Annotated in this window: 22 protein-coding genes, 4 tRNA genes and 1 pseudogene; 1 reads left to right on the top strand and 26 read right to left on the bottom strand. The window is 36.3% G+C overall.

Going from position 1 to position 22423, the window contains the following annotated elements:
- Positions 1–27: 27 nt before the first annotated feature.
- The 24 genes and pseudogenes from MHH45_RS16650 to MHH45_RS16535 form a co-directional block, all read right to left on the bottom strand.
- Positions 28–906 carry a radical SAM/SPASM domain-containing protein gene (locus tag MHH45_RS16650; RefSeq protein ID WP_088094024.1) on the bottom strand — a complete coding sequence of 293 codons (879 nt, stop codon included), beginning with the start codon at positions 904–906 and terminating at the stop codon, positions 28–30.
- Positions 907–1159: 253 nt separating this feature from the next.
- Entirely contained in the window at positions 1160–1639 is a 480-nt protein-coding gene (gene rlmH, locus MHH45_RS16645; RefSeq protein ID WP_077294286.1) for a 23S rRNA (pseudouridine(1915)-N(3))-methyltransferase RlmH, read from the bottom strand.
- A gap of 59 nt (positions 1640–1698) precedes the next feature.
- Positions 1699–1884, bottom strand: coding sequence for a CxxH/CxxC protein (locus MHH45_RS16640; protein ID WP_026008486.1), 186 nt, complete (start codon positions 1882–1884; stop codon positions 1699–1701).
- Positions 1885–1939: 55 nt separating this feature from the next.
- Positions 1940–3124 (bottom strand): S1C family serine protease, encoded by a 1185-nt coding sequence (locus MHH45_RS16635; RefSeq protein WP_016112810.1) that lies wholly within the window; start codon positions 3122–3124, stop codon positions 1940–1942.
- A 63-nt stretch (positions 3125–3187) separates the two neighbouring features.
- Positions 3188–3982: an MBL fold metallo-hydrolase gene (locus tag MHH45_RS16630; protein ID WP_003202558.1), complete on the bottom strand. Its 795-nt coding sequence runs from the start codon at positions 3980–3982 to the stop codon at positions 3188–3190.
- Positions 3966–4825: pseudogene (locus MHH45_RS16625) on the bottom strand (two-component system regulatory protein YycI). Before MHH45_RS16625 ends, MHH45_RS16630 begins: the two are co-directional and overlap by 17 nt.
- Positions 4806–6140, bottom strand: a complete 1335-nt coding sequence (locus MHH45_RS16620) for a YycH family regulatory protein (protein WP_088094025.1) — start codon at positions 6138–6140, stop codon at positions 4806–4808. Before MHH45_RS16620 ends, MHH45_RS16625 begins: the two are co-directional and overlap by 20 nt.
- A complete protein-coding gene (gene walK / locus MHH45_RS16615) occupies positions 6137–7978 on the bottom strand; it encodes a cell wall metabolism sensor histidine kinase WalK (protein WP_088094026.1) in 1842 nt (613 codons plus the stop codon). Before walK ends, MHH45_RS16620 begins: the two co-directional genes overlap by 4 nt.
- Before the next feature lie 3 nt (positions 7979–7981).
- Complete coding sequence (walR, locus tag MHH45_RS16610; RefSeq protein ID WP_000971870.1) at positions 7982–8689, bottom strand: cell wall metabolism DNA-binding response regulator WalR; 708 nt, start codon at positions 8687–8689, stop codon at positions 7982–7984.
- A 285-nt stretch (positions 8690–8974) separates the two neighbouring features.
- A tRNA-Phe gene (locus tag MHH45_RS16605) sits at positions 8975–9047 on the bottom strand.
- Positions 9048–9089: 42 nt separating this feature from the next.
- A tRNA-Asp gene (locus MHH45_RS16600) sits at positions 9090–9165 on the bottom strand.
- 21 nt (positions 9166–9186) lie between these two features.
- A tRNA-Glu gene (locus tag MHH45_RS16595) sits at positions 9187–9258 on the bottom strand.
- Positions 9259–9271: 13 nt separating this feature from the next.
- Positions 9272–9347, bottom strand: a tRNA-Lys gene (locus MHH45_RS16590).
- A gap of 152 nt (positions 9348–9499) precedes the next feature.
- On the bottom strand, positions 9500–10789 hold the full coding sequence (locus MHH45_RS16585; RefSeq protein WP_016112814.1) for an adenylosuccinate synthase: 1290 nt from the start codon (positions 10787–10789) through the stop codon (positions 9500–9502).
- 215 nt (positions 10790–11004) lie between these two features.
- Positions 11005–12366, bottom strand: a complete 1362-nt coding sequence (gene dnaB, locus MHH45_RS16580) for a replicative DNA helicase (protein ID WP_016112815.1) — start codon at positions 12364–12366, stop codon at positions 11005–11007.
- A gap of 27 nt (positions 12367–12393) precedes the next feature.
- Positions 12394–12840 carry a 50S ribosomal protein L9 gene (rplI, locus tag MHH45_RS16575; protein ID WP_016112816.1) on the bottom strand — a complete coding sequence of 149 codons (447 nt, stop codon included), beginning with the start codon at positions 12838–12840 and terminating at the stop codon, positions 12394–12396.
- Positions 12837–14810, bottom strand: a complete 1974-nt coding sequence (locus tag MHH45_RS16570) for a DHH family phosphoesterase (RefSeq protein ID WP_016112817.1) — start codon at positions 14808–14810, stop codon at positions 12837–12839. The genes rplI and MHH45_RS16570 overlap by 4 nt, the downstream gene beginning before the upstream one ends.
- A gap of 355 nt (positions 14811–15165) precedes the next feature.
- On the bottom strand, positions 15166–16104 hold the full coding sequence (locus MHH45_RS16565) for a YybS family protein (RefSeq protein WP_088094027.1): 939 nt from the start codon (positions 16102–16104) through the stop codon (positions 15166–15168).
- Between the two features lie 80 nt (positions 16105–16184).
- Positions 16185–16418, bottom strand: coding sequence for a 30S ribosomal protein S18 (gene rpsR, locus MHH45_RS16560; RefSeq protein WP_000918874.1), 234 nt, complete (start codon positions 16416–16418; stop codon positions 16185–16187).
- Positions 16419–16463: 45 nt separating this feature from the next.
- Entirely contained in the window at positions 16464–16985 is a 522-nt protein-coding gene (ssb, locus tag MHH45_RS16555; RefSeq protein ID WP_016132486.1) for a single-stranded DNA-binding protein, read from the bottom strand.
- Positions 16986–17012: 27 nt separating this feature from the next.
- A complete protein-coding gene (gene rpsF, locus MHH45_RS16550) occupies positions 17013–17303 on the bottom strand; it encodes a 30S ribosomal protein S6 (protein WP_003209337.1) in 291 nt (96 codons plus the stop codon).
- 192 nt (positions 17304–17495) lie between these two features.
- A complete protein-coding gene (ychF, locus tag MHH45_RS16545) occupies positions 17496–18596 on the bottom strand; it encodes a redox-regulated ATPase YchF (protein WP_006096782.1) in 1101 nt (366 codons plus the stop codon).
- A 115-nt stretch (positions 18597–18711) separates the two neighbouring features.
- On the bottom strand, positions 18712–18909 hold the full coding sequence (locus tag MHH45_RS16540) for a DUF951 domain-containing protein (protein WP_016112820.1): 198 nt from the start codon (positions 18907–18909) through the stop codon (positions 18712–18714).
- Between the two features lie 20 nt (positions 18910–18929).
- The gene (locus MHH45_RS16535) at positions 18930–19811 is read right to left on the bottom strand and encodes a mechanosensitive ion channel family protein (RefSeq protein WP_016112821.1); all 882 of its coding nucleotides are present in this window, start codon (positions 19809–19811) and stop codon (positions 18930–18932) included.
- 272 nt (positions 19812–20083) lie between these two features.
- Between MHH45_RS16535 and yyaC the strand changes: the two genes are divergently transcribed.
- Positions 20084–20680, top strand: a complete 597-nt coding sequence (yyaC, locus tag MHH45_RS16530; protein ID WP_016112822.1) for a spore protease YyaC — start codon at positions 20084–20086, stop codon at positions 20678–20680.
- Positions 20681–20700: 20 nt separating this feature from the next.
- On the opposite strand, the gene MHH45_RS16525 is transcribed toward yyaC, so the two are convergent.
- Both MHH45_RS16525 and soj read right to left on the bottom strand, forming a co-directional pair.
- Entirely contained in the window at positions 20701–21552 is an 852-nt protein-coding gene (locus tag MHH45_RS16525) for a ParB/RepB/Spo0J family partition protein (RefSeq protein WP_077294292.1), read from the bottom strand.
- Positions 21545–22306, bottom strand: coding sequence for a sporulation initiation inhibitor protein Soj (soj, locus tag MHH45_RS16520; RefSeq protein WP_016112824.1), 762 nt, complete (start codon positions 22304–22306; stop codon positions 21545–21547). Before soj ends, MHH45_RS16525 begins: the two co-directional genes overlap by 8 nt.
- Between the last annotated feature and the right edge of the window lie 117 nt (positions 22307–22423).

Here is a 22423-nt window from a genome sequence, read left to right as displayed (position 1 = left end):
GCACTTGCTCATTTTTTTATTATCTCTCTATTTTCCAAACCTCTTACGATATCCACATTTTCTACATAGTTCCTCTACTGCCACTCTTCGTGAAAATCCATCTACAAGATTTTGGGCTCTATCCCTTTCGATAATATCAGAAAATGAAGCCTCATTAATATTTCCAAGGTTGATAATTCCCTCACCATCTAAACAACAAGGGATAACAGTCCCGTTTGCTAAAATACCTGCTTGATTTCGAAGACCATGACAGAAGCCTTTCCCGTCGTCTTCTTCTTCATGCAATGCCGGCCACTGAAATTCGTAATCTTGGTTAATAAAGATGCGATCCGCAATCTTCACACCACTTCCTGGTGTAATCTTCTCTTCAATTTTATATGGTAAATCAAATTCTTTCTCAATAATTTCTAATAAATTTCTGTTTCGCTGTATTTCAAGATTTGTCTTATTGTCTTGCGTAAGATTCCATAGTCTCAGCGAAACAATTAATTCCGATTGATTCGTTGCTTCTTTAATAAAGGAAAGTATGCTTCTTACATACCCTTCTTTATCTTCAGATCCTGGATGACCATCGAAACTATGAAGTGAAAAATTCATCTGTCTTAGTGCAGGTTTATTTAATAATTTATGCCTCTTTTTATTAATTAACGTTCCGTTGGTTGTAATATTAACCTTAAACCCTTTTTCATGACTTAAGTCTAACAATTGATCTATTTTAGGATGGAGCAACGGCTCACCTTTTACATGTAAATAAATGTAGTCCGTGTGAGGTTTAATTTGGTCTAATCTCTTAGAAAAATCCTCCACAGAAAGAAATTGCTTCTGTCGTTCTGTTGGCGGACAAAAGCTACATGCAAGATTACATACACTAGTAATCTCTAAATAAAACTTCTTAAACTTTTTCAACCTCAATTCCCCACTTCTTTGACTACTTAGAACAGGATGAAATATCGTTCTATCACTATTACAGCATAATTTCTCATAAATGAAAACATACTTATTCAAGGAAACAATTGTTACCATTTTTATTTAGAAAATATGTAGAAGACCACCAGAACCTTATCTCTGATGGCCTTCTACTATTCGCATACTAGATACTATACGATTATTACAACATAAAATTTCAAAATCCACATTTTTTAATTCATATATATCTTATTCACTTATGGTAAGGTTCACCACGATTAATCCGAAAAGCCCGATATACTTGCTCTAAAAGTACTAATCTCATCAGCTGATGCGGTAATGTCATTTTCGAGAATGAAAGTGATTCGTTAGAGCGCTTCATCACTTCCGAGCTAAGCCCGAGTGATCCCCCAATGATAAATGCCACTTTACTTTTTCCATATGTAGCAAGATGATCAAGACTCGCTGCAAATTCTTCTGATGACTTTTGTTTTCCTTCGATTGCTAATGCAATAACATGTGTATCATCTGAAATTTTATCTAGTATTCGTATTCCTTCTTTCTCTTTTACAATTAGCATTTCTGCTTCACTTAAATTTTCCGGTGCTTTTTCATCCGGCAATTCAATAACTTCTACTTTTGCATACGCAGATAATCGTTTTAAGTATTCTGCAATACCTTGTTTTAAATATTTTTCTTTTAATTTTCCGATTGAAATAATCGAGATATTCACACGTATTCCCCACCTTACAAACACGTTATCCACAAAACTTATCCACATATCCACAATCATCATCCACATATTGTGTGAGAATCTGTGTTCGATACAACATATGTCGCCTTGTTTTGACAAAATTCACATGTTTTTTGTTCTTTTTCTGAGTTATCCACACTGTTGATAACCGGTGCTACTTCACACTCATCCACAATGATATCCAACGCTAATTCTACATGTTCTAAACAACAAGGTAACTTCATATTTTTCACCTCACTTTTTCACAATAGAAAACAGGAGGGCTGTCCTCCTGTTTTCTTAATAATTTTGACTGCTTAATTTCACCGTTGTTGTTGCTCGTTTTGTACCACGATAAAATGTCAAAGTCATTTTATCGTCAATTTTTTTATTATATAATACCGTTCGGAATCCAATAATATCATGTATTGGTTTTCCATCAACAGCTATAATTACATCATGTTCCCTAAGTCCTGCATCTGCACCAGGCGATGGGCTTTTCACATCTAAAATGCAGACACCATCTGTTACATTTCCTGGTAAATGCAGCGTTTTAGACCAGTAATAATTCGGAATTTCATTTAGAGATCTCAGTTCAATTCCAACATAAGGACGTTTTACTTTCCCATACTTTTCAAGTTCATTCATAACAGGAACTGCTCTCGTAACAGGGATGGCAAGCCCAATTCCTTCTACTTCTTTCGCCGCAATTTTCATCGAATTAATTCCAACAAGTTGTCCTGCTACATTTACAAGTGCACCGCCACTATTCCCTGGGTTAATAGCTGCATCTGTTTGCAGTACTTCTACTTGCCAATCATAATGCCCATCTTGATCTAAGTCTACAGGAACAATTCTCTCATTTGCAGAAATAATTCCTTGTGTAACAGTTCCTGAGAATTGTAATCCAAGTGGGTTTCCAATTGCAATGACTGCTTCACCTCGACGAACTGTATTAGAATCACCAATTTCAATTACTTTCTTAACTGGTTTTGCATCTATTTCTAGAACAGCTAAATCTGTAACTACATCGCTACCTAATATTTTACCAGGAACCTTTTTTCCATCACTTAAGCTCACCTCAATACGATTCGCTCCTGAAACAACATGATGGTTTGTTACAATGTAAGCATGACCATTTATTTTCTTATAAATGACGCCTGATCCTGTTCCAGCTTCTGAATCTGCTTCTGAAAAATTATCACGTTGGATGTTTATTACACCAACAACGGCTTCCGATGCACGATCAACAGCATCTACAAAACCAGAATGATTCGCTGTTTGTGATTGCTTTACTACCATATTCTCTCCACTTGCCTCAGCTTGCTGCAGGGGGCCAGTTTCAGATTCAGAAAATAAAGGAGCTCCAAATGCAAACAATGAAGCCCCTACGATTGTTCCTGCTATGCTAGAAATAACGATACCTTTGTGCTTCTTTTTACCTGTTCGTTTCATACGAAATTTCTCTTCATCAATAAAGGACATACTTGTTCACCAATCCTCCCGAAAACAACTATATTCCCCTTTATTGTTTACTAAAATCGAGAATTATACGTATTGAATTTTCGTTGGTGCCTTTGGATCCGTATCATGTACCTCAAACGCTTCTCCAACTGCAAAACCTTTTTCCTCTAGCACCTGTGCAACAGACATATGTGCTAGTTCTTTCATATTATTATCTAAGCTCAAATGCGCTAAATAAATGTGTTTCGTCTCATCTGTAATAACATCAGCCATTGCAAGTGCTGCATCTTCATTAGAAACATGACCCACATCGCTTAAAATGCGTCGTTTTATACTCCATGGATAACGTCCCATACGAAGCATTTCAACATCGTGATTACTTTCAAACACAAATGCGTTTGCTCCTTTAATGATCCCTTTCATACGATCACTTACATAACCTGTATCTGTAATAAGGGCCAATTTCCTACCATTATGATGAAATGCATAAAACATTGGCTCTGCCGCGTCATGAGAAACGCCAAATGATTCCACTTCAATATCTCCAAATGTTTTCACATCACCAATTGAGAAAACAAATTTTTGATCAGTTGGAATGTTACCAATTAAATGTTCCATAGCACTCCACGTTTTTTCATTTGCATACACAGGTAACTGATATTTACGTGCTAAAACGCCGAGACCTTTAATATGATCACTATGCTCATGTGTGACAAGAATACCTGATATATCTTGGATATCCAATTCAGCTTGCTGAAATAAGGCTTCTGTCGCTTTTCCACTCAGGCCTGCATCAATGAGCAATTTTTGTTTCTCGGTCCCCACATATAGCGCATTTCCTGTACTGCCGCTTGCAAGTACACTAAAATGCAAACTCATTTCTGCTCACTCCATTATTTTTTCTTTTTCATTTTCCTTTTCTTTCTCTAACTCAATAACTTGTCCTTCAATAGCATTCACAAAATAATCTACTTTTCGATTTGTTTTTAAATTCCATGTCGGAGCAAGCACTTGTATATTAGAGGCAGAAGATGCTACAAGAGTTGCATATCCAATCTGCGCTTCTTTAAAATGTGTATTTTGTTTTATTTTATTTTTATTATTATTATTATTAAAGTATAAATTTTCTAAAGCTGTTTGAGCGGTAATAATCTCTTGCTCTTTTGCTTTTTCATTCTCACCCATCTCTTTTAAATCAGTTAACATTGTTTGTGTATACGAAACAAATTCACCTTTCTCATTTACATCCACAACAATCATCCCATGATCATTATAAAAGATAGGCTTATCTTTATACTTTTGAAAGAAATAGATTTTCGTTGCTTCTGCTTTACCAAACTCATATTTCTGACCATCTAGCACATAGTTTTTCAAAAACTCACTATATTTATCTTTAGAAAGTGTTTTTGCATTTAGCAATGGTTCCTTTAATTTACTTTCAATTGTGTTTACATCTTGTAAAATAACTGTTTGGTTCTTTAAGGAACGAATATCCTCTTCTTTAAACTCTTTAATTTTTGCTGTGATAAAAGAATCTTTCTTTGGTTCTTTCGGTAAATCCCCAATAGTAATTTTATCATCCTTCAATTGCTGATCAACTTTTGTTTCTGCCATCAGCTCTAATTCGTTACTACCTTGTTTTTGAATGAATTGAAACACGAGGAAGAGGTCTAAAAGAAAAAAGGTAACAATAAATATTGTCTTAATCCGATTCCAGTCCAATTAGCTCCCCCTCCTTCTCTTCACTCCACTCATATGCGTGATGATCTTCACCATAAATTACGTACCAAATTGGCTTTAACTTTATATTTGTAATTTGTCCGTTTTGCTCAACTTCCGGTACTAATTTATAACCTATTCCAATGTTTTGAATCAAATTTTTATCTATCTTCGAATTTTTTTCTAGGGATTGGATAACCGTCCAACCAGTTGGAAGCGTTGTTTCTCCATCTTTATCAATTAACGACCATTTAAATAATGGGCGTCTATAACTAATTAATTCTTCTGATCCCCATACTTGCTTTAACTCGGTCATTCCTTCTCGGTTAAATACTGGTAAATCTCCTTCATACAAACGGAATTTGGTTTCTCTCTTAGCATTTATATAATCAAATCGATAAGCATTAGTTAATCCATTATGACTATTAACAAATTCCAAACTTCGCTGCATAAGAAGGGTACCCAACATAGGTGCACCACCAGATACAGATGAATTTGTATACTCTAGCATTCGATTCTGTTTGTTTATTCGCATAAGACGAATGCCATCTGTATATGTATCCTCTATTTCGTTAGAAAAAGGTTGCACATAGCGTGGATCACTAAATAGTGCATTTTTAAATGATTCCACTTCTATGACTTGCGCAAAATACATTAAATTTTGCATTTCTGTTGGACCATCTGGTAAGAATATCTTTTTCGTATCGGCTATTTCATACGCAAAGTACGGTCTTGCTACCGCTAAAAATTGATTTTGTGCATCTATAATATCCCTTACATTCACACCTGTTAATGTCATTTTATACACTTTCCGATGACTATAAGAAACAAAATTCACATCAATGTTTTGATCACGACTTCTAGAAGGGTCGACAATAATACGATCAAAGTTAAACATATCTAATTTCTTATCTTTAATTGTTAATACGCCCCTAATCGCATCAAATGGAATTTCTGTTGGAAAGACAATTTCAATCTTGTCTTCCCCATGCACATAAGAGAGAAAATCACCTTTAGAAATAGAGTTCGTGATATCCTTAAAATCATGCAATTCCCCTCTCGCGATAATTGCGTATAACAAGTCGATATTATCTTTTTTTTCACTTACAAAGTGTTTTTGATCCTTATGAACAATCATAGAGGATGGGACAATGACATTTGAAACGTCTTTCTTTAGTGCTCCTGCATTTCCTGGAACAACCTTTGTACTTTGCATTGCATTAGAATCTGGTACGTATGTCCATAAATTAAAAGTAAGAAACAGACTAATGACAACTAGGTTAATAAGAATGATGGTTTTAAAGTTTTCCATATTCATTCCCAATCGTCCTCTTCTTCCTTCGCCATTGGAAGGGTAAAATAAATGGTTGTCCCTTTCCCTTCTTCACTTTTCGCCCAAATAGATCCACCATGCGCCACAATCATTTCTTTAGCAATCGCTAAACCTAATCCTGTTCCACCCATCTGTCTTGATCGCGCCTTATCTACACGATAAAAACGCTCGAAAATTTTCTCTACATTTTCTTTTGGAATACCCATTCCTTGGTCACTCACACTAATTTCTAACATATCCTCTCGATCACGCAGACGATATGTTACCGTTCCGCCTTCAGGAGAATATTTTAAAGCATTTGAAATAATGTTATATAAAACTTGTGTAATTTTATCCGCGTCCATATCAATGAATCGAGATTTCTTAGAGAATGAACGTTTAAATATTACATTTTGTTCTTTCGACATTTCAAAGCGATCAATAACATTATTAAAGAAATCGGTAAAGTCTACCCATTCTTTCATTAAACGATGTTCTGTACTATCTAATTTAGATAATTGTAACAATGCATTCACAAGTCGAATCATTCTTTCCGTTTCTTCTTGTGTAACTGTTAAAAATTGCGGTGCGATATTCGGATCTTGCCATGCACCATCACTAAGTGCCTCTAAATAACTACGCATCGTTGTTAACGGCGTCCGTAGTTCATGTGATACATTTGCTACAAACTCACGGCGCTCACGGTCAATTCGCTCTTGTTCTGTTACATCATACAACACAGCGATTAAACCATTTGCTTTACCTGTTTCCTTTTGAATAACAGAAAAACTAGCTCTCAAGATATACGGTTCATTTCGCGTACTGAAATCTAATAAAACAGAATCTGGTTCTTCATATAGATGATCGAGTGTAAATCCCTCTTGAATGCCTAGCACTTCTAAAACAGACTGATCTAATGCCGTTTCACGTGAAACGTTTAACATCTTTTCTGCCGGATCATTTAATAAAATAATGTCTCCTTTTCGATCAGTAGCAATTACACCATCTGTCATATGAGATAAAACAGACGAAAGCTTACGTCTTTCACTTTCAGTCGAAGAACGCGCTTGTTGTAATTTTTTTGATAAATTATTAAACGCTAGTGCTAATTGACCTATTTCATCATGACTGTGTACTTTTACTTTACGAGAGTAATTTCCCTTTGCCATTTCAATTGCTTGTCTTCGCATATCTGAAATTGGTCTTGTAATTGTTTGAGCTAATAAAATTCCTAGAACTGCTGTTACTAATAAAGCAATCACTGTCCCTGTTGCAAAAATTTGATTGATATCCTTCATCTGCTTATAAACGTCTTCCATAGAAGCAACGATGTGAATGACACCAATTATTTTCCCCTTCTCTCCTTCAATTGGGGTTGCCATAACTTGAACGCGATGACCAGTACTTCCATCTTTCTCAATCTTTCCTTCAGCTTTTTTTTGTACAATAGCCCTTTGTACCGTTATGTCTGTTATTGTTTTCCCTACCATGCCTTGCTTAGATGGAGATGGATTAGATATTGCTAATAGACGCCTGTTTGGATCAATCACACGTACTTCTTGAATATCCTTTTTTCGGTCTGATGCAAAGTCAGTGATTGATGTTTTAATCGCACTTTCTAAAGGGGGATCCGATTTTTCCCGCTCTTTTGCAAACTCTTGCTTCAAATTATACGACAGTAAATTCGTTTGCTGTGTTAATGAATCCTTAAAACTTTGTACGAGACTTTTCTCAAGTTCACGAACAAAATATACACCAATAACCTGCATTGCTATCAAAATTAATAGCATATAGATGAGCACAAACTTTAAATGAATCGATTGAAAAAAACCAACTTTCTTCATATACTATTCCTGCTCTGGATCACGCAAGTAATACCCTACCCCACGTCTTGTTACAATTAAAGTTGGGTGACTTGGGTTATCTTCAATTTTTTCACGTAAACGGCGTACTGTTACATCTACTGTACGTACATCTCCAAAATAATCGTAGCCCCAAACCGTTTGTAATAAATGCTCACGCGTCATAACTTGTCCTAAATGCTTCGCCAAATAATGAAGTAATTCAAATTCACGATGTGTAAGTTCAATGCTTTCTTCTCTTTTCGTTACACTGTACGCATTTGGATTAATCACAATTGGCCCAATAACCATTTCTGTATTTTCTTCTTTTTCAGCTGAGCCACCTTGTTGATGACGACGCAAGTTTGCTTTTACACGTGCTAATAATTCACGCGTACTAAATGGTTTTGTTACATAATCATCTGCTCCAAGCTCTAATCCCAATACTTTATCGATTTCAGAATCTTTTGCAGTTAGCATAATGATTGGCATTTCAGAGCTTTTTCGTATTTCACGACAAACCTCTAACCCATCTTTCCCTGGTAACATAATATCCAATAAAACCATATCTGGTTGTTCCTCATTTGCCTTCTCAATAGCTTCGTCACCATCATGCGCCATCACAATTTCAAAACCTTCTTTTTCTAAGTTAAATTTCAAAATATCTGCAATCGGTTTCTCATCATCAACGACTAAGATTTTCTTTCCCATCATTATTTGTTTCCTCCTAATAAAAATATGGTCAATCATCCTCAAACGTGCACAGCTATCTGTATAGCGTATAATCAAACATTCACAGCCTTTGTTTGAGTATTTTCTCCTCTATTCTCATAGAATCACGTATGATCCACATATAAGTGGAACACTATACAATCTATAGAAAAACCTCTAGCTTCAACTGCTAGAGGCTCCTCATTCTATTGTAAAATAACTACTCTCATTTGTAAAATTGAACAATATAAAAAGGATATTAAGTGGGCCCACTTAATATCCTGAGAGTGGCTCGGGACGGAATCGAACCGCCGACACGAGGATTTTCAGTCCTCTGCTCTACCGACTGAGCTACCGAGCCAAAACATATATATAAAACCACTAATGGTGGTATAAACAAAAGTGGCGGTCCCGACCGGGGTCGAACCGGCGATCTCCTGCGTGACAGGCAGGCATGTTAACCACTACACCACGGGACCACAAAACATATATAAAAGACATGACCCGTACGGGATTCGAACCCGTGTTACCGCCGTGAAAGGGCGGTGTCTTAACCACTTGACCAACGGGCCACGAAAAATAAAATGGTGAGCCATGAAGGACTCGAACCTTCGACCCTCTGATTAAAAGTCAGATGCTCTACCAACTGAGCTAATGGCTCATACTCACCAACGTCATATTTTCGTGACGACAAGAGTTATCATAACATAATGGCTTTTGTTTTTGCAATACCTTTTTATATTTTTTTATACAAGATAAGAAAAAACTCATGTTTACATGAGTTTTTTCTTAAATAAACCAATTTTATATCAATTAACCACCGTATACGTTACGAACGATGTTTGTTTGATTACGATCTGGACCAACAGAGAACATAGATAATTGGATACCTGTTAATTGAGACACACGCTCTACATAATGTCTTGCATTTTCAGGAAGTTCAGCTAATGTTTTTACACCTGTAATATCTTCTGTCCAGCCTGGAAGTTCTTCATATACTGGTTCACATTTTGCTAAAATGTTTAAGTTTGCTGGAACTTCATCCAGAACTTCTCCATTATATTTATATGCGATACAGATTTTCACAGTTGGAATACCTGTTAATACGTCGATAGAATTTAAAGATAAATCTGTTAAACCACTAACGCGGCGTGCGTGTCTTACAACAACACTATCAAACCAACCTACGCGACGTGGACGACCAGTTGTTGTACCATATTCACGACCAACTTCACGAATTTGATGACCAGTTTCATCATGAAGTTCAGTAGGGAATGGACCGTCACCAACACGGCTTGTATATGCTTTACATACACCTACTACACGATTGATTTTAGAAGGACCAACTCCAGAACCGATTGTTACACCACCAGCAACTGGGTTAGAAGATGTAACGAATGGATACGTACCTTGATCAATATCAAGCATTACGCCTTGTGCACCTTCAAATAATACGCGGCGTCCTTCATCTAACGCATCATTTAATACAACAGATGTATCGCATACGTGTTGCGCGATTCTTTGACCATATTCAAAGTACTCTTCAAAGATTTCATCTGCGTTAAAGCCTTCTGCATCATACATTTTTTCAAATAGACGATTTTTTTCTGCTAAATTGCGTTCAAGCTTTTCTTTAAATGCTTCACGATCTAAAAGATCAGCCATACGAATACCAACGCGAGCAGCTTTATCCATGTATGCTGGACCAATACCTTTTTTCGTTGTACCGATTTTGTTATCACCTTTACGCTCTTCTTCTAACTCATCTTGTTTTAAGTGATAAGGTAAAATAACGTGCGCACGGTTACTAATACGTAAATTATCAGTGCTTACACCACGATCATGTAAGTATTTTAATTCTACAAGTAATGCTTTTGGATCTACTACCATACCGTTTCCGATAACACAAATTTTTTCTTTATAGAAAATACCAGATGGAATTAAGTGTAGTTTATACTTAACACCGCCGAAAACAATTGTATGTCCTGCGTTGTTCCCACCTTGATATCTTGCAACTACTTCCGCATGTTCAGAAAGGAAATCAGTAATTTTACCTTTTCCTTCATCGCCCCACTGTGTTCCTACAACTACTACTGAAGACATTATTCAAGCACCTCCGCAATTTTCAAACGAACTTTTCAAACAATATAATTGTACCAAAATGAAAAGAGAAGTCAATTTAAAAACGAACATTTTTTTATCTTTTATCTTTTTCGTTCGTAAGAATTCTTTATTCACATGATGAAAACCTTATCTTTTGTTCATAAAAAAAGAAACACATCTTATTATAAGAAATGTGTTTCTTTTTTATACTTCCGCTATGCCGGTGGTGCATGTCCATCGTCAAAACGACGCTCTAAGTTTACGAATTTATTAAATTCCTTCACAAATGCGAGCTCTACAGAACCTACCGGGCCATTACGTTGCTTTGCAATGATAATTTCAATCGTGTTTTTATTTTCCGTTTCACGATCATAGTAATCTTCACGATACAAGAACGCCACAATGTCGGCATCCTGCTCAATACTTCCTGATTCACGAATATCAGACATCATCGGACGTTTATCTTGACGGGATTCAACACCACGAGACAGCTGAGATAAGGCAATAACAGGCACTTGTAGCTCACGTGCGATTCCTTTTAATGTACGGGAAATTTCAGATACTTCCTGCTGACGGTTTTCACCAGATTTCCCACTACCTTGAATAAGCTGTAAGTAATCGATTAAAATCATTCCAAGTCCCTGTTCTTGCTTTAATCTGCGGCATTTCGCACGAATTTCACTAACTCGAATTCCCGGCGTATCATCAATATATATTCCAGCATTCGAAAGACTTCCCATCGCCATTGTCAACTTTGCCCAATCATCTGAAGTTAACGAGCCAGTACGAAGCCTTTGTGCATCAATATTTCCTTCTGCACAAAGCATACGCATAACAAGCTGATCAGCACCCATCTCCAAACTAAAAATTGCTACATTTTCATCTGTTTTAGTTGCCACATTCTGCGCGATATTCAGTGAAAATGCCGTTTTTCCCACCGAAGGACGGGCTGCCACAATGATTAAATCGTTACGCTGAAATCCCGCTGTCATCTTATCTAATTCAGTAAACCCAGTTGGTATCCCTGTAACTTCACCTTTTTGATTATGCAAAAGTTCAATTTTATCATAAGCATCTACAAGAACATCCTTAATATTTTGGAATGCTTTTGCATTTGTTTGATGTGATACTTCTAATATTTTTTTCTCCGCTTCATTTAGCAAGCCTTCTACATCATCTTCGCGTTCATAACCATCTGATACAATGTGAGTTGCTGTTCGAATCAAACGACGCAAAAGTGCTTTTTCTGCAATAATACGTGCATAATACTCTACGTTAGCAGCTGTCGGAACAGCTTCCGCTAATTCAGCTAAATAAGAAACACCACCAACTTCTTCTAACAACCCTTGATCAGCAAGCGCTGATGTTGCGGTAACTAAATCAATAGGTTCTCCTTTATCAGATAGCTTAAGCATAACTTCAAAAATCTTTTGGTGTGCTGTTCGATAGAAAGATTCAGGCATTAGCAGTTCTGAAGCTGCAGTTAACGCATCCTGATCAAGAAATATCGCCCCTAAAACCGCTTGCTCAGCCTCTATATTATGCGGAGGGGTACGATCAGCAAATACATCACTCATGCGCAATCCTCCTTGCCTAACTTATTTTTATTGTTCACTAACATGAACTTTTACTGTCGCTGTTACTTGTGGATGTAATTTTACAATTACATTTGTATATCCTAATGTACGAATTGCATCGTCCATTTCAAACTTACGTTTATCAAGCTTAATATTATGTGCTTTTTGCATCGCATCTACAATTTGTTTACTTGTAATAGAACCAAATAAACGACCACCTTCACCAGACTTCGCTTTTAATTCTACAGTTAATTTCTCTAGAGTTTCTTTTAACTCTTTCGCATTCTCAAGTTCAGCCGCTGCATCTTTTTCTTCTTTACGTTTTTGTGCTTCTAACGTTTTCATGCTGCTATTTGTTGCTTCCGCAGCTAATCCTTGTTTTAGTAAGAAGTTATTTGCATAACCATCTGGTACGTTCTTTATTTCTCCTTTTTTCCCTTTACCTTTTACGTCTTTTAGAAAAATTACCTTCATGATTGTGTGCCTCCCTGTAAATAGTCATCAATAACAAATTGAAGTTTATCTTGAGCTTCATCTACTGTTACATTTTTCATTTGTGTAGCTGCATTCGTTAAATGTCCGCCGCCACCTAGATTTTCCATAATTAGTTGCACGTTCACTTCACCTAAAGAACGCCCACTAATCCCGATGAAGCTTTCCCCACGTTTTGCAATGACAAAAGATGCGATTACTCCTGTCATTGTCAGCAACGTATCAGCTGATTGTGCGATTAATACTTGATCATAATATTCATCGCCGTCTACTTTGGCAATTGCAATTCCATTTTTATAAATGTACGCATTTTGAATCGTTTTTGCAACTCGTAAATATTGCCTCATATCTTCTTTTAACAATTCTTGTACAAGAACCGTATCCGCTCCATGCGAACGCAGATAAGAAGCCGCATCAAATGTACGGGCGCCTGTCCGGAATGTAAAGCTTTTCGTATCGACTATAATCCCTGCAAGTAATGCTGTAGCTTCTAACATTGTCATTTTCAAACGTTTCGGCTGATATTCAAGAAGTTCCGTGACAAGTTCAGCTGTCGAAGACGCATATGGCTCCATGTACACAAGAAGAGGATCCTCAATAAATTCCTCACCGCGGCGATGATGATCAATCACAACTACATTTTCAATCTTATGCAAAAGCTTTTCTTCCATCACCATTGATGGTTTGTGCGTATCAACAACGACAAGCAATGAATCGTCTGTTACAAATTCCATAGCCTGCTGTGGTGTAATAAAACGAGACCATAAATCCTCATTTTGCTTTACCTTATCCATTAAACGTTTAATACCCTTATCAGAATCATTCTCGTCTAGTACAATGTACCCTTCACGCTCATTCAACTGTGCTACTTTTAAAATTCCAATGGCCGCCCCAATCGCATCCATATCAGGAGCTCTATGACCCATTATAATAACATTACTGCTCTCTAATACTAAATCTTTTAATGCATGAGAGATAACCCGTGCACGTACACGCGTGCGTTTTTCCACTGGATTTGTCTTGCCACCATAAAATTTCACTTTACCTGTCGCTTGTTTAATCGCAACTTGATCTCCACCTCGCCCTAAAGCAAGATCTAAACCCGATTGTGCCATCGCACCAAGCTCTGATAAAGATAAGTCGCCTGATCCTACGCCAATACTTAATGTAAGTGGAATATTTCGTTTTGATGTTTCTTCACGCACTTGATCTAAAATATCAAACTTTCCTTTCTCCATTTGTGCCAGAATACTTTCATTTAACACAACAAAGAATCTCTCTGAAGAAGCTCGTTTTAAATATGCACCGTATTTGATAGCCCACTCATTTAGACGTGATGTCACAAGACTCGTGATGTTCGTACGCAATTGGTCATCCAAACCTTGTGTAACTTCATCATAGTTGTCCAAATAAATAATCGCGAGAACTGTACGCTGATCCTCATACATTTTTTCAATTTCTGTTTGCTCTGTTACATCGAAGAAATAAATTAACTTTTCTTCTTTCCTTACAAACACACGAAACTTACGATTATTTAAAGATACAATATCATCCGCAGTTTCTCCTTTAATAAAGAGGAGTAATGTTTCTGATACATCATACAAATGCCATCCCGCTAAAGAGTGTTGCCCCAAGCAAGAAGACAAATAAGGATTTGCCCAATCAATTCCATAATCCTTATTGTATAACAAAATACCAATTGGCATTTGATTAAACGCTTCATTACTCACTTTCTTTACTCTTGTAATCATATCCGTTGTATACTTTTCAAAATTCCTCTGAAAGGCTAGCTCAAATCGAATTACAAAAAAGAGAACAATACAAAAAATAAAAAAAGCGGCCATTCCCATTATCCAATGCAAATAACCGAGAATGGTAATAAGCACAAGCATAAAAAAAGCTAATACATAAACAGGATATAAAAACCGCTGTCTCTTATAAAATTCAGGCATGTACCCAACTCCTATAAAGTAAAACTAACACAAATAGGAAATCATTCAATTTCCATTAGCGGTTAGTTGAACAGATTAAAAGCCTCCAAGTTAAGCTCCCATTAAAAGCTTCCGTCACATAATAAACTTTTATATAAATACAAATTGAAAAACCGGCATAAAATCCTTCTTTTTAGGTGGAAGAGCGCCTCCGCCCATGCATAGTAGCGGTCAGATCCTCTCCCCGCCCCATGCCAAGTGAAAACAAAGCGAGATAATGAGTACAGTTTTCATAGCAGTGACTTATATGCCAAAAACCTAAAAGTACGATTGGTGATGGAAGTTTCATTGATCTGATCTCATCTCTCGTTGTCACTTATTTTGGTTGTATTTTAGAACGTAACGAAAAGCCTAAATCAATTATACCTAAGATTGTTACTAGTGGAAACAACATTGGAATAATCATACATATGATAAAACTGAGAATAGGGATCGCTTTTGCATAACCTTTTACATGCGCAAAGAAGGCTATAAATGAAAAACCTTGGAATAGGAGCAGCAATGAAAAGATGGCATATAGATTAGAAAATGCCATATATACATATGAATCTGATTCCACCTTCATAAATGTTGAAAGTAAAATACATACTACATAATACCAGACAATGCTTTTTGGCAATCGCATATCCCTAAACTTAGGCCATGGCTCTATCGTATACTTTAATCTCTTTAAAACATTCCCCGCTATTAATACTGTAATCCAAGAATATATTAAAGAAACCATTACAAGCAAACTTGGCAGAAGAATTCGAAGCATATCACTAAATTGCCCTAATAAATCTTTTTGCTCTTGGCTAATTGGCGCACCTGCTGCCTTCATTATTTTTTCACTTTGTTCCATTCCTTGTTTGAACATATCTTGCATTTCCTTAAGAAAATCTATGTTGAAAAATTGTATACTCGCTACATAAACTAGTACAAAATTAAGCAAATATACAAGCGTTCCTACCAATAATATTTCTGCTGGTCCTTTTTTCTTCTTATACATATATCCTAAAGAGATGCCTATTATGCCTGACATGAATGTATTCACAAGACTAAGTGGCGAACTAATAATGATAGTAACAAGAATCGATGCTCCAAACAGCATACATGTACTAGAAAACGGATACCTTACCATAAACAATAGAAAAGGCAATGGAAGTGCAAATATTGCAATCATACTTATAACAGGTACATACAAGAATGTTAAAAGTAAAACTGCATATACAGCTAACAAAACTGCCCCTTCTGTAATAAGCCTTGTACGTTTCATCTTTTACCTCCTATTTCTAAAAAGAAAAGCATAGCAAAATGCACAGTAGAGTCGGACTCTACTGTGCATTTCATACGCTATTATTCACCAACATATGGTAAAAGTGCCATTTGACGAGCACGTTTAATTGCAACTGTAAGTTTGCGTTGGTATTTTGCGCTTGTTCCTGTTACACGACGAGGTAAAATTTTACCACGCTCAGAAACGAAACGTTTCAATAAATCAACATCTTTATAGTCAATGCGAGTGATGCCGTTAGATGTGAAGAAACACACCTTACGACGTTTCGCACGTCCACCTTTGCGTCCTGCCATGTCTATTTCCCTCCATTCTTTGTTAAAAATAACCGATTTATACCATTAGAATGGTAAATCGTCGTCCGAAATATCAATCGGTTGACCTACATTTGAAAATGGATCGTCATTCTTCGTAAATCCAGAGTTACCTGAGTTACCTGAGTTACCTGAGTTACCAGATTGACCAAATGGGTTAGAGCCTTGGTTACCGTAACCAGCTCCTGATGGTTGCTGATTGAATGAACCACGTTGCTCCCCACCGCCATTACGCGGCTCTAAAAATTGTACGCTCTCCGCAAGAACCTCTGTTACATATACACGTTTACCATCTTGTCCCTCATAATTACGAGTTTGAAGACGTCCATCTACGCCTGCTAAGCTACCTTTTTTCAAATAATTCGCCACGTTTTCTGCTTGTTTACGCCATATTACACAATTAATAAAGTCAGCTTCACGCTCACCTTGTTGATTTGCAAATGCGCGATTTACAGCTAACGTGAAAGTAGCTACCGCAACACCATTGGGCGTGTAACGTAAGTCAGGGTCCTTAGTTAAACGACCAACGAGGATAACACGATTCATCAATCGAACCACTCTCCCTATATATCTTAATTATTTTTCTTCTTCTTTAACAACGATGTGACGAAGGATATCTTCGTTGATCTTAGCTAAACGATCGAATTCCTTAACAGCTTCTGCATCAGAATTTACGTTTAAGATCATGTAGAAACCGTCACGTAAGTCGTTGATTTCGTAAGCTAAACGACGCTTACCCCACTCTTTCGTGTTAATGATTTCTGCACCATTATTAGTTAAAACGCCTGCGAAGCGCTCAACTAAAGCTTTTTGAGCTTCTTCCTCCATGTTTGGACGGATGATGTACATGATTTCGTACTTTTTCATTACACTTTCACCTCCTTTTGGTCTAAACGGCCCATAATGGGCAAGGAGCAATTAATTATATAGTAATTACTCACGAGTTTAGATTATATCATAGTAAGTTAGATGAATCAACTAACCAATAAATAAAAAACTTGGCAAACATATGATACATTTGCCAAGTTTATATCCCTATTTTTCCTAGGAAATATAAAATTACACGTTAAAGCGGAAGTGCATAACATCTCCATCTTTTACGATATACTCTTTTCCTTCTAAACGTACTTTTCCAGCTTCTTTAGCTGCTGTCATAGAACCGTTCTCCATTAGATCATCATATGAAACTGTTTCAGCACGAATAAATCCACGTTCAAAGTCTGTATGGATAACACCAGCACATTGTGGTGCCTTCATACCTTTCTTAAACGTCCATGCACGTACTTCTTGTACACCAGCTGTGAAATAAGTAGCTAAGCCTAATAAATCGTATGCAGCACGAATCAGCTGATCTAAACCTGATTCTTCGATGCCTAACTCTTCAAGGAATACTTTTTTCTCTTCCTCATCTAACTCAGCAATTTCTGATTCAATTTTTGCACAAACAACAATTACTTGTGAATTTTCATTTGCCGCAAATTCTTTTACCATCTGCACATATTCATTTTCAGATGGATCCATGATATCATCTTCACTTACGTTTGCTACATAAAGCATCTCTTTCGTCGTAAGCAAATGAAGACCTTTAACAATTTTCATTTGTTCTTCTGTAAACTCAACAGTACGAGCTGGTTTTCCCGCTTCAAATGCTTCCTTTAAGCGAACTAAAATTTCGTGCTCATATACTGCTTCTTTATCCTTTTGTCTTGCTAATTTCGCTACACGTTCAATACGTTTATCAACAGATTCTAAATCTGCTAAAATCAGCTCTAAATTGATTGTTTCAATATCATCAATTGGATCTACTTTTCCTGAAACGTGTGTAATATTTTCATCTTCAAAACAACGAACAACTTGGCAAATTGCGTCTACTTGGCGAATATGAGATAAGAATTTGTTTCCTAATCCTTCACCTTTACTTGCACCTTTTACGATACCTGCGATATCAGTAAATTCAAATACAGTCGGAACAGTTTTTTTCGGTTCCACTAGTTCCGTTAATTTATTTAAGCGTTCATCTGGTACTTCTACAATCCCTACGTTCGGATCAATTGTACAGAATGGATAGTTTGCAGATTCTGCTCCCGCTTGTGTAATTGCATTAAATAATGTTGATTTCCCTACGTTAGGTAAACCAACAATCCCAGCCGTTAATCCCATATTTTTCACTCCTATGTCTCAATCTTCCATCATTATAGATAGTAACGAATAAAATGACAAGTTCCCTAAAAGTTCAAAAAAGTAACAGCTACCTGGAGCAGCTGTTACTTCTTCTCTATTCTTCATGCTTTACAAGAATTTTTTTCACCTTGCGATCAAACTCTCTTCGAGGAATCATTACCGAATGGCCACATCCCTCGCACTTAATGCGGATATCCATTCCCATACGAATAATTTTCCAACGATTTGCACCACATGGATGGGCCTTCTTCATTTCCACAACATCGTACAAGTTATATTGCTTTTGCTCCACTCTCTAAACCCCTCTCACAACTAATTTGCTTTTTCACTAACCATTTCTTCACGATTATATAAGACCATACGTGGATATGGAATTTCAATACCATGTAAATCAAGACGATTTTTAATCTCTTTACGAAGGGCTCTAGCAATAGCCATATGTTTCATTGGTTCTACTTCAGAGACAACACGTAGCACAACTTCAGATGCAGCAAGTGTTTGAATTCCTAATAATTCTGGTTTTGCTACCATTTCTTCATATCTTTCAGGTAATTCCTCTAATAAATCTTCAATTACCTGTTCTGCTCGTGCTATATCACCTTCATAGGAAATTGATATATCAACAAAAGCTACACTATTACTAATGGAAAAGTTCGTTACTTGTGTAATACCACCATTTGGCAAAATATGAATTTCCCCTGTCCAGCTTTTTATCTTTGTTGTGCGTAATCCAATTTCTAAAACTACACCTTCAAATTGGCCGATACGAACATGGTCACCTACTGAAAACTGATCTTCTAATAAAATAAACAATCCTGTAATAACATCTTTTACTAAGCTTTGAGCACCAAAACCGACCGCTAAACCGATTACCCCAGCCCCAGCTAGTAAACCTGATGCATTAATGTTAAATACGCCTAAAATCGCTATTAACATTATGAACATAACAACGTATGCCACAATGTTTTCAAGCAATTTCGCTACTGTAACTGTACGACGCTCTGAGATTTGAATTGGTGAACGACTTCCCATACGGAATGCATTTCTTACAATTGCTCTAGCAATACGTACTACTACTGCACCAAGTACTAAAATTATCAATATTTTTAATGTTGCCATTCCGACATAAGCCCAACGATCTGAATCTAATAAATATCTCTTGGTAGCTTCGAATCCTTGTGTTAATAAATCCATATACTTCTACCTCTCCGATAAAAATTTCTTTTTCATTCATTCTTTATTGTATCAGAAGTTTTCTCCATTTCTGAAAAAATTTTTATTGCTGTATTTGCATTTGTTCACTTTGATTCAGGTATAAAATGTAATGAATATATATATACTAGTACTATTATTTCCTGTTTTATAAACGGCTTGCAAAAATAAAGAACTTATAATTTTCCATATTACATTTTTTTCAATAAAACTTTACAGTGAATCATAAAATTTATCAGAAGGATGGATGATTCATGAATATAAGGAATTTCCGCTTGCCTTTTTTTGAAAAAGAATCACAAAATATTATGCATCACGATTTAGAGGCTTGTACAACAATTAGTGATTTTCTTCTCTCACATATACCTATTAGTCAAAATACCCCCCTCAGCCTAATTTGCATAGGAACAGATCGTTCAACCGGTGACGCCCTTGGCCCACTAGTCGGATCTAAACTAGAACAAATGAACATTCAAAATTTCCACGTATTCGGCACACTTGATGAACCAATCCATGCGTTAAATCTCGAAGATAAAATTCAGAATGTACAGACTTCAATTCCCGATTCTTTTATTATTGCCATTGATGCTTGTCTTGGAAAATCGCAAAGTATCGGTTCCATAACTGTTGGTGAAGGACCTAGTAAACCTGGTGCAGCAATGAACAAAAAGTTACCTGCGATTGGTGAGCTACACATACATGGTATCGTGAATTTAAATGGTTTCATGGAATTTTTTGTCTTGCAAAATACAAGATTAAGCCTCGTTATGAAAATGGCAGACGTTATTGCCCAAAGTATAAAGGAAACAGATCAAAAATTATCCGTATTAAAAAAAGCAAACCATCTATAAATAAAAAGATGGTTTGCTTTTCAGTTTTCCCCGGATAATAATTCTAAAATGCGATTTAAATCTTCCTTATCGAAAAATTCTATTTCAATTTTCCCTTTTTCTTTCTTTGTTTCTTTAATTTTTATACCTGTTCCAAACTTTTCTCTTAACAATGTTTCGCGCTCTTCGAAAAATATATTCCGCTCTCGCTTCACTGTCTTTGTTTCACGTGAAACGCGTTGATGAATCTGTTGAACAATTTGCTCTAGCTGTCTAACATTCAATCCTTCTTTTTCAATACGCTTTAATAAAGACTTTAGCTGTTCTTCATCTTTTATTGTAAGTAATGTCCGTCCATGTGCCATGGATAGACTTCCATTCGCAATCATTTCTTGAACAAATGAAGGAAGTGTAAGCAACCGAACATAATTAGCAATATATGGCCTACTTTTTCCAAGGCGCCTTGCTAATTGCTCTTGAGTTACATTCAGCTCATCCATTAGCATTTGATATGCCAAAGCTTCTTCCATTGGATTTAAATCTTCACGTTGTAGATTTTCTAACAAGGCAAACTCCATCATTTGCTGTTCATTTAATTCTCGAACGACAGCTGGCACCTTTTCAAGGCATGCTTCTTTTGCAGCACGGTATCTACGTTCACCAGCAACGATTTCATATCCTTTAATACTTTTCCTTACGATTAAAGGTTGTAAAATACCATGTTCTTTAATAGATGCTGCCAGTTCTTGAATAGCTTCTTTTTGAAAGTTTTTACGCGGTTGGTAGGGGTTTGGCCTTAATTCAGTTAGTGCAATTTCCTGAATTTTTTCTTCCTCTCTCACATCTAAATCTGGAAAAAAAGCATTAATCCCTCTTCCTAATCCTTTAGCCACCAGCAATCACTTCCTCTGCTAAATCTATATACACTTCTGCACCCTTTGATTTAGCATCGTACTGCATAATTGGTTTTCCATGACTTGGTGCTTCACTCAAACGAACATTGCGCGGAATAATAGAACGATATACTTTATCTCGAAAATATTTCTTCACTTCATCTATAACCTGAATCCCTAAATTTGTACGTGCATCTAGCATCGTTAATAGTACACCTTGAATTGCTAAATTTTTATTTAAATGCTTTTGTACAAGTCGAACTGTATTCAGTAATTGACTCAACCCTTCCAATGCGTAGTATTCACACTGAACTGGAATAATAACAGAATCTGCTGCCGTTAGTGCATTAATTGTTAATAAGCCTAAAGATGGGGGACAATCAATAATAATATAATCATATTCATTACGGATTGGCTGCAAAGCCCTTTGTAAACGAACTTCCCGGGAAATGGTCGGTACCAGTTCAATTTCAGCACCTGCCAATTGAATTGTAGCAGGTAGAACATCTAAATTTTCAGTTGCGGTTTTTTGTATAACCCCTTGAACATCAGCATCTTCCACAAGAACATTATAAATACATTGATCTAATTCCGACTTTTCAATTCCTACACCTGTCGTTGCGTTCCCTTGAGCATCAATGTCAATAAGCAATACTTTTTTTCCTACCTGTGCCAATCCAGCTCCTAGGTTAACAGACGTTGTTGTTTTCCCTACACCGCCTTTTTGATTAGCAATAGCAATGATTTTTCCCATGATGTCACCTACTTTCAACCTTTCTGTCTTATTCTGAAAATAATTATGTTTATTGTAACATGAAATAAAAATTTTTCTTTTGCATCCTTATTAAACTTCAAAATTTATTCCAAAACT

It is taken from the genome of Bacillus sp. FSL K6-0042 (genome assembly GCF_038006685.1).
GTDB lineage: Bacteria > Bacillota > Bacilli > Bacillales > Bacillaceae_G > Bacillus_A > Bacillus_A pseudomycoides.
Note: the sequence above shows the minus strand (reverse complement) of the source record. Positions and strands in the feature narration are given on the sequence as shown.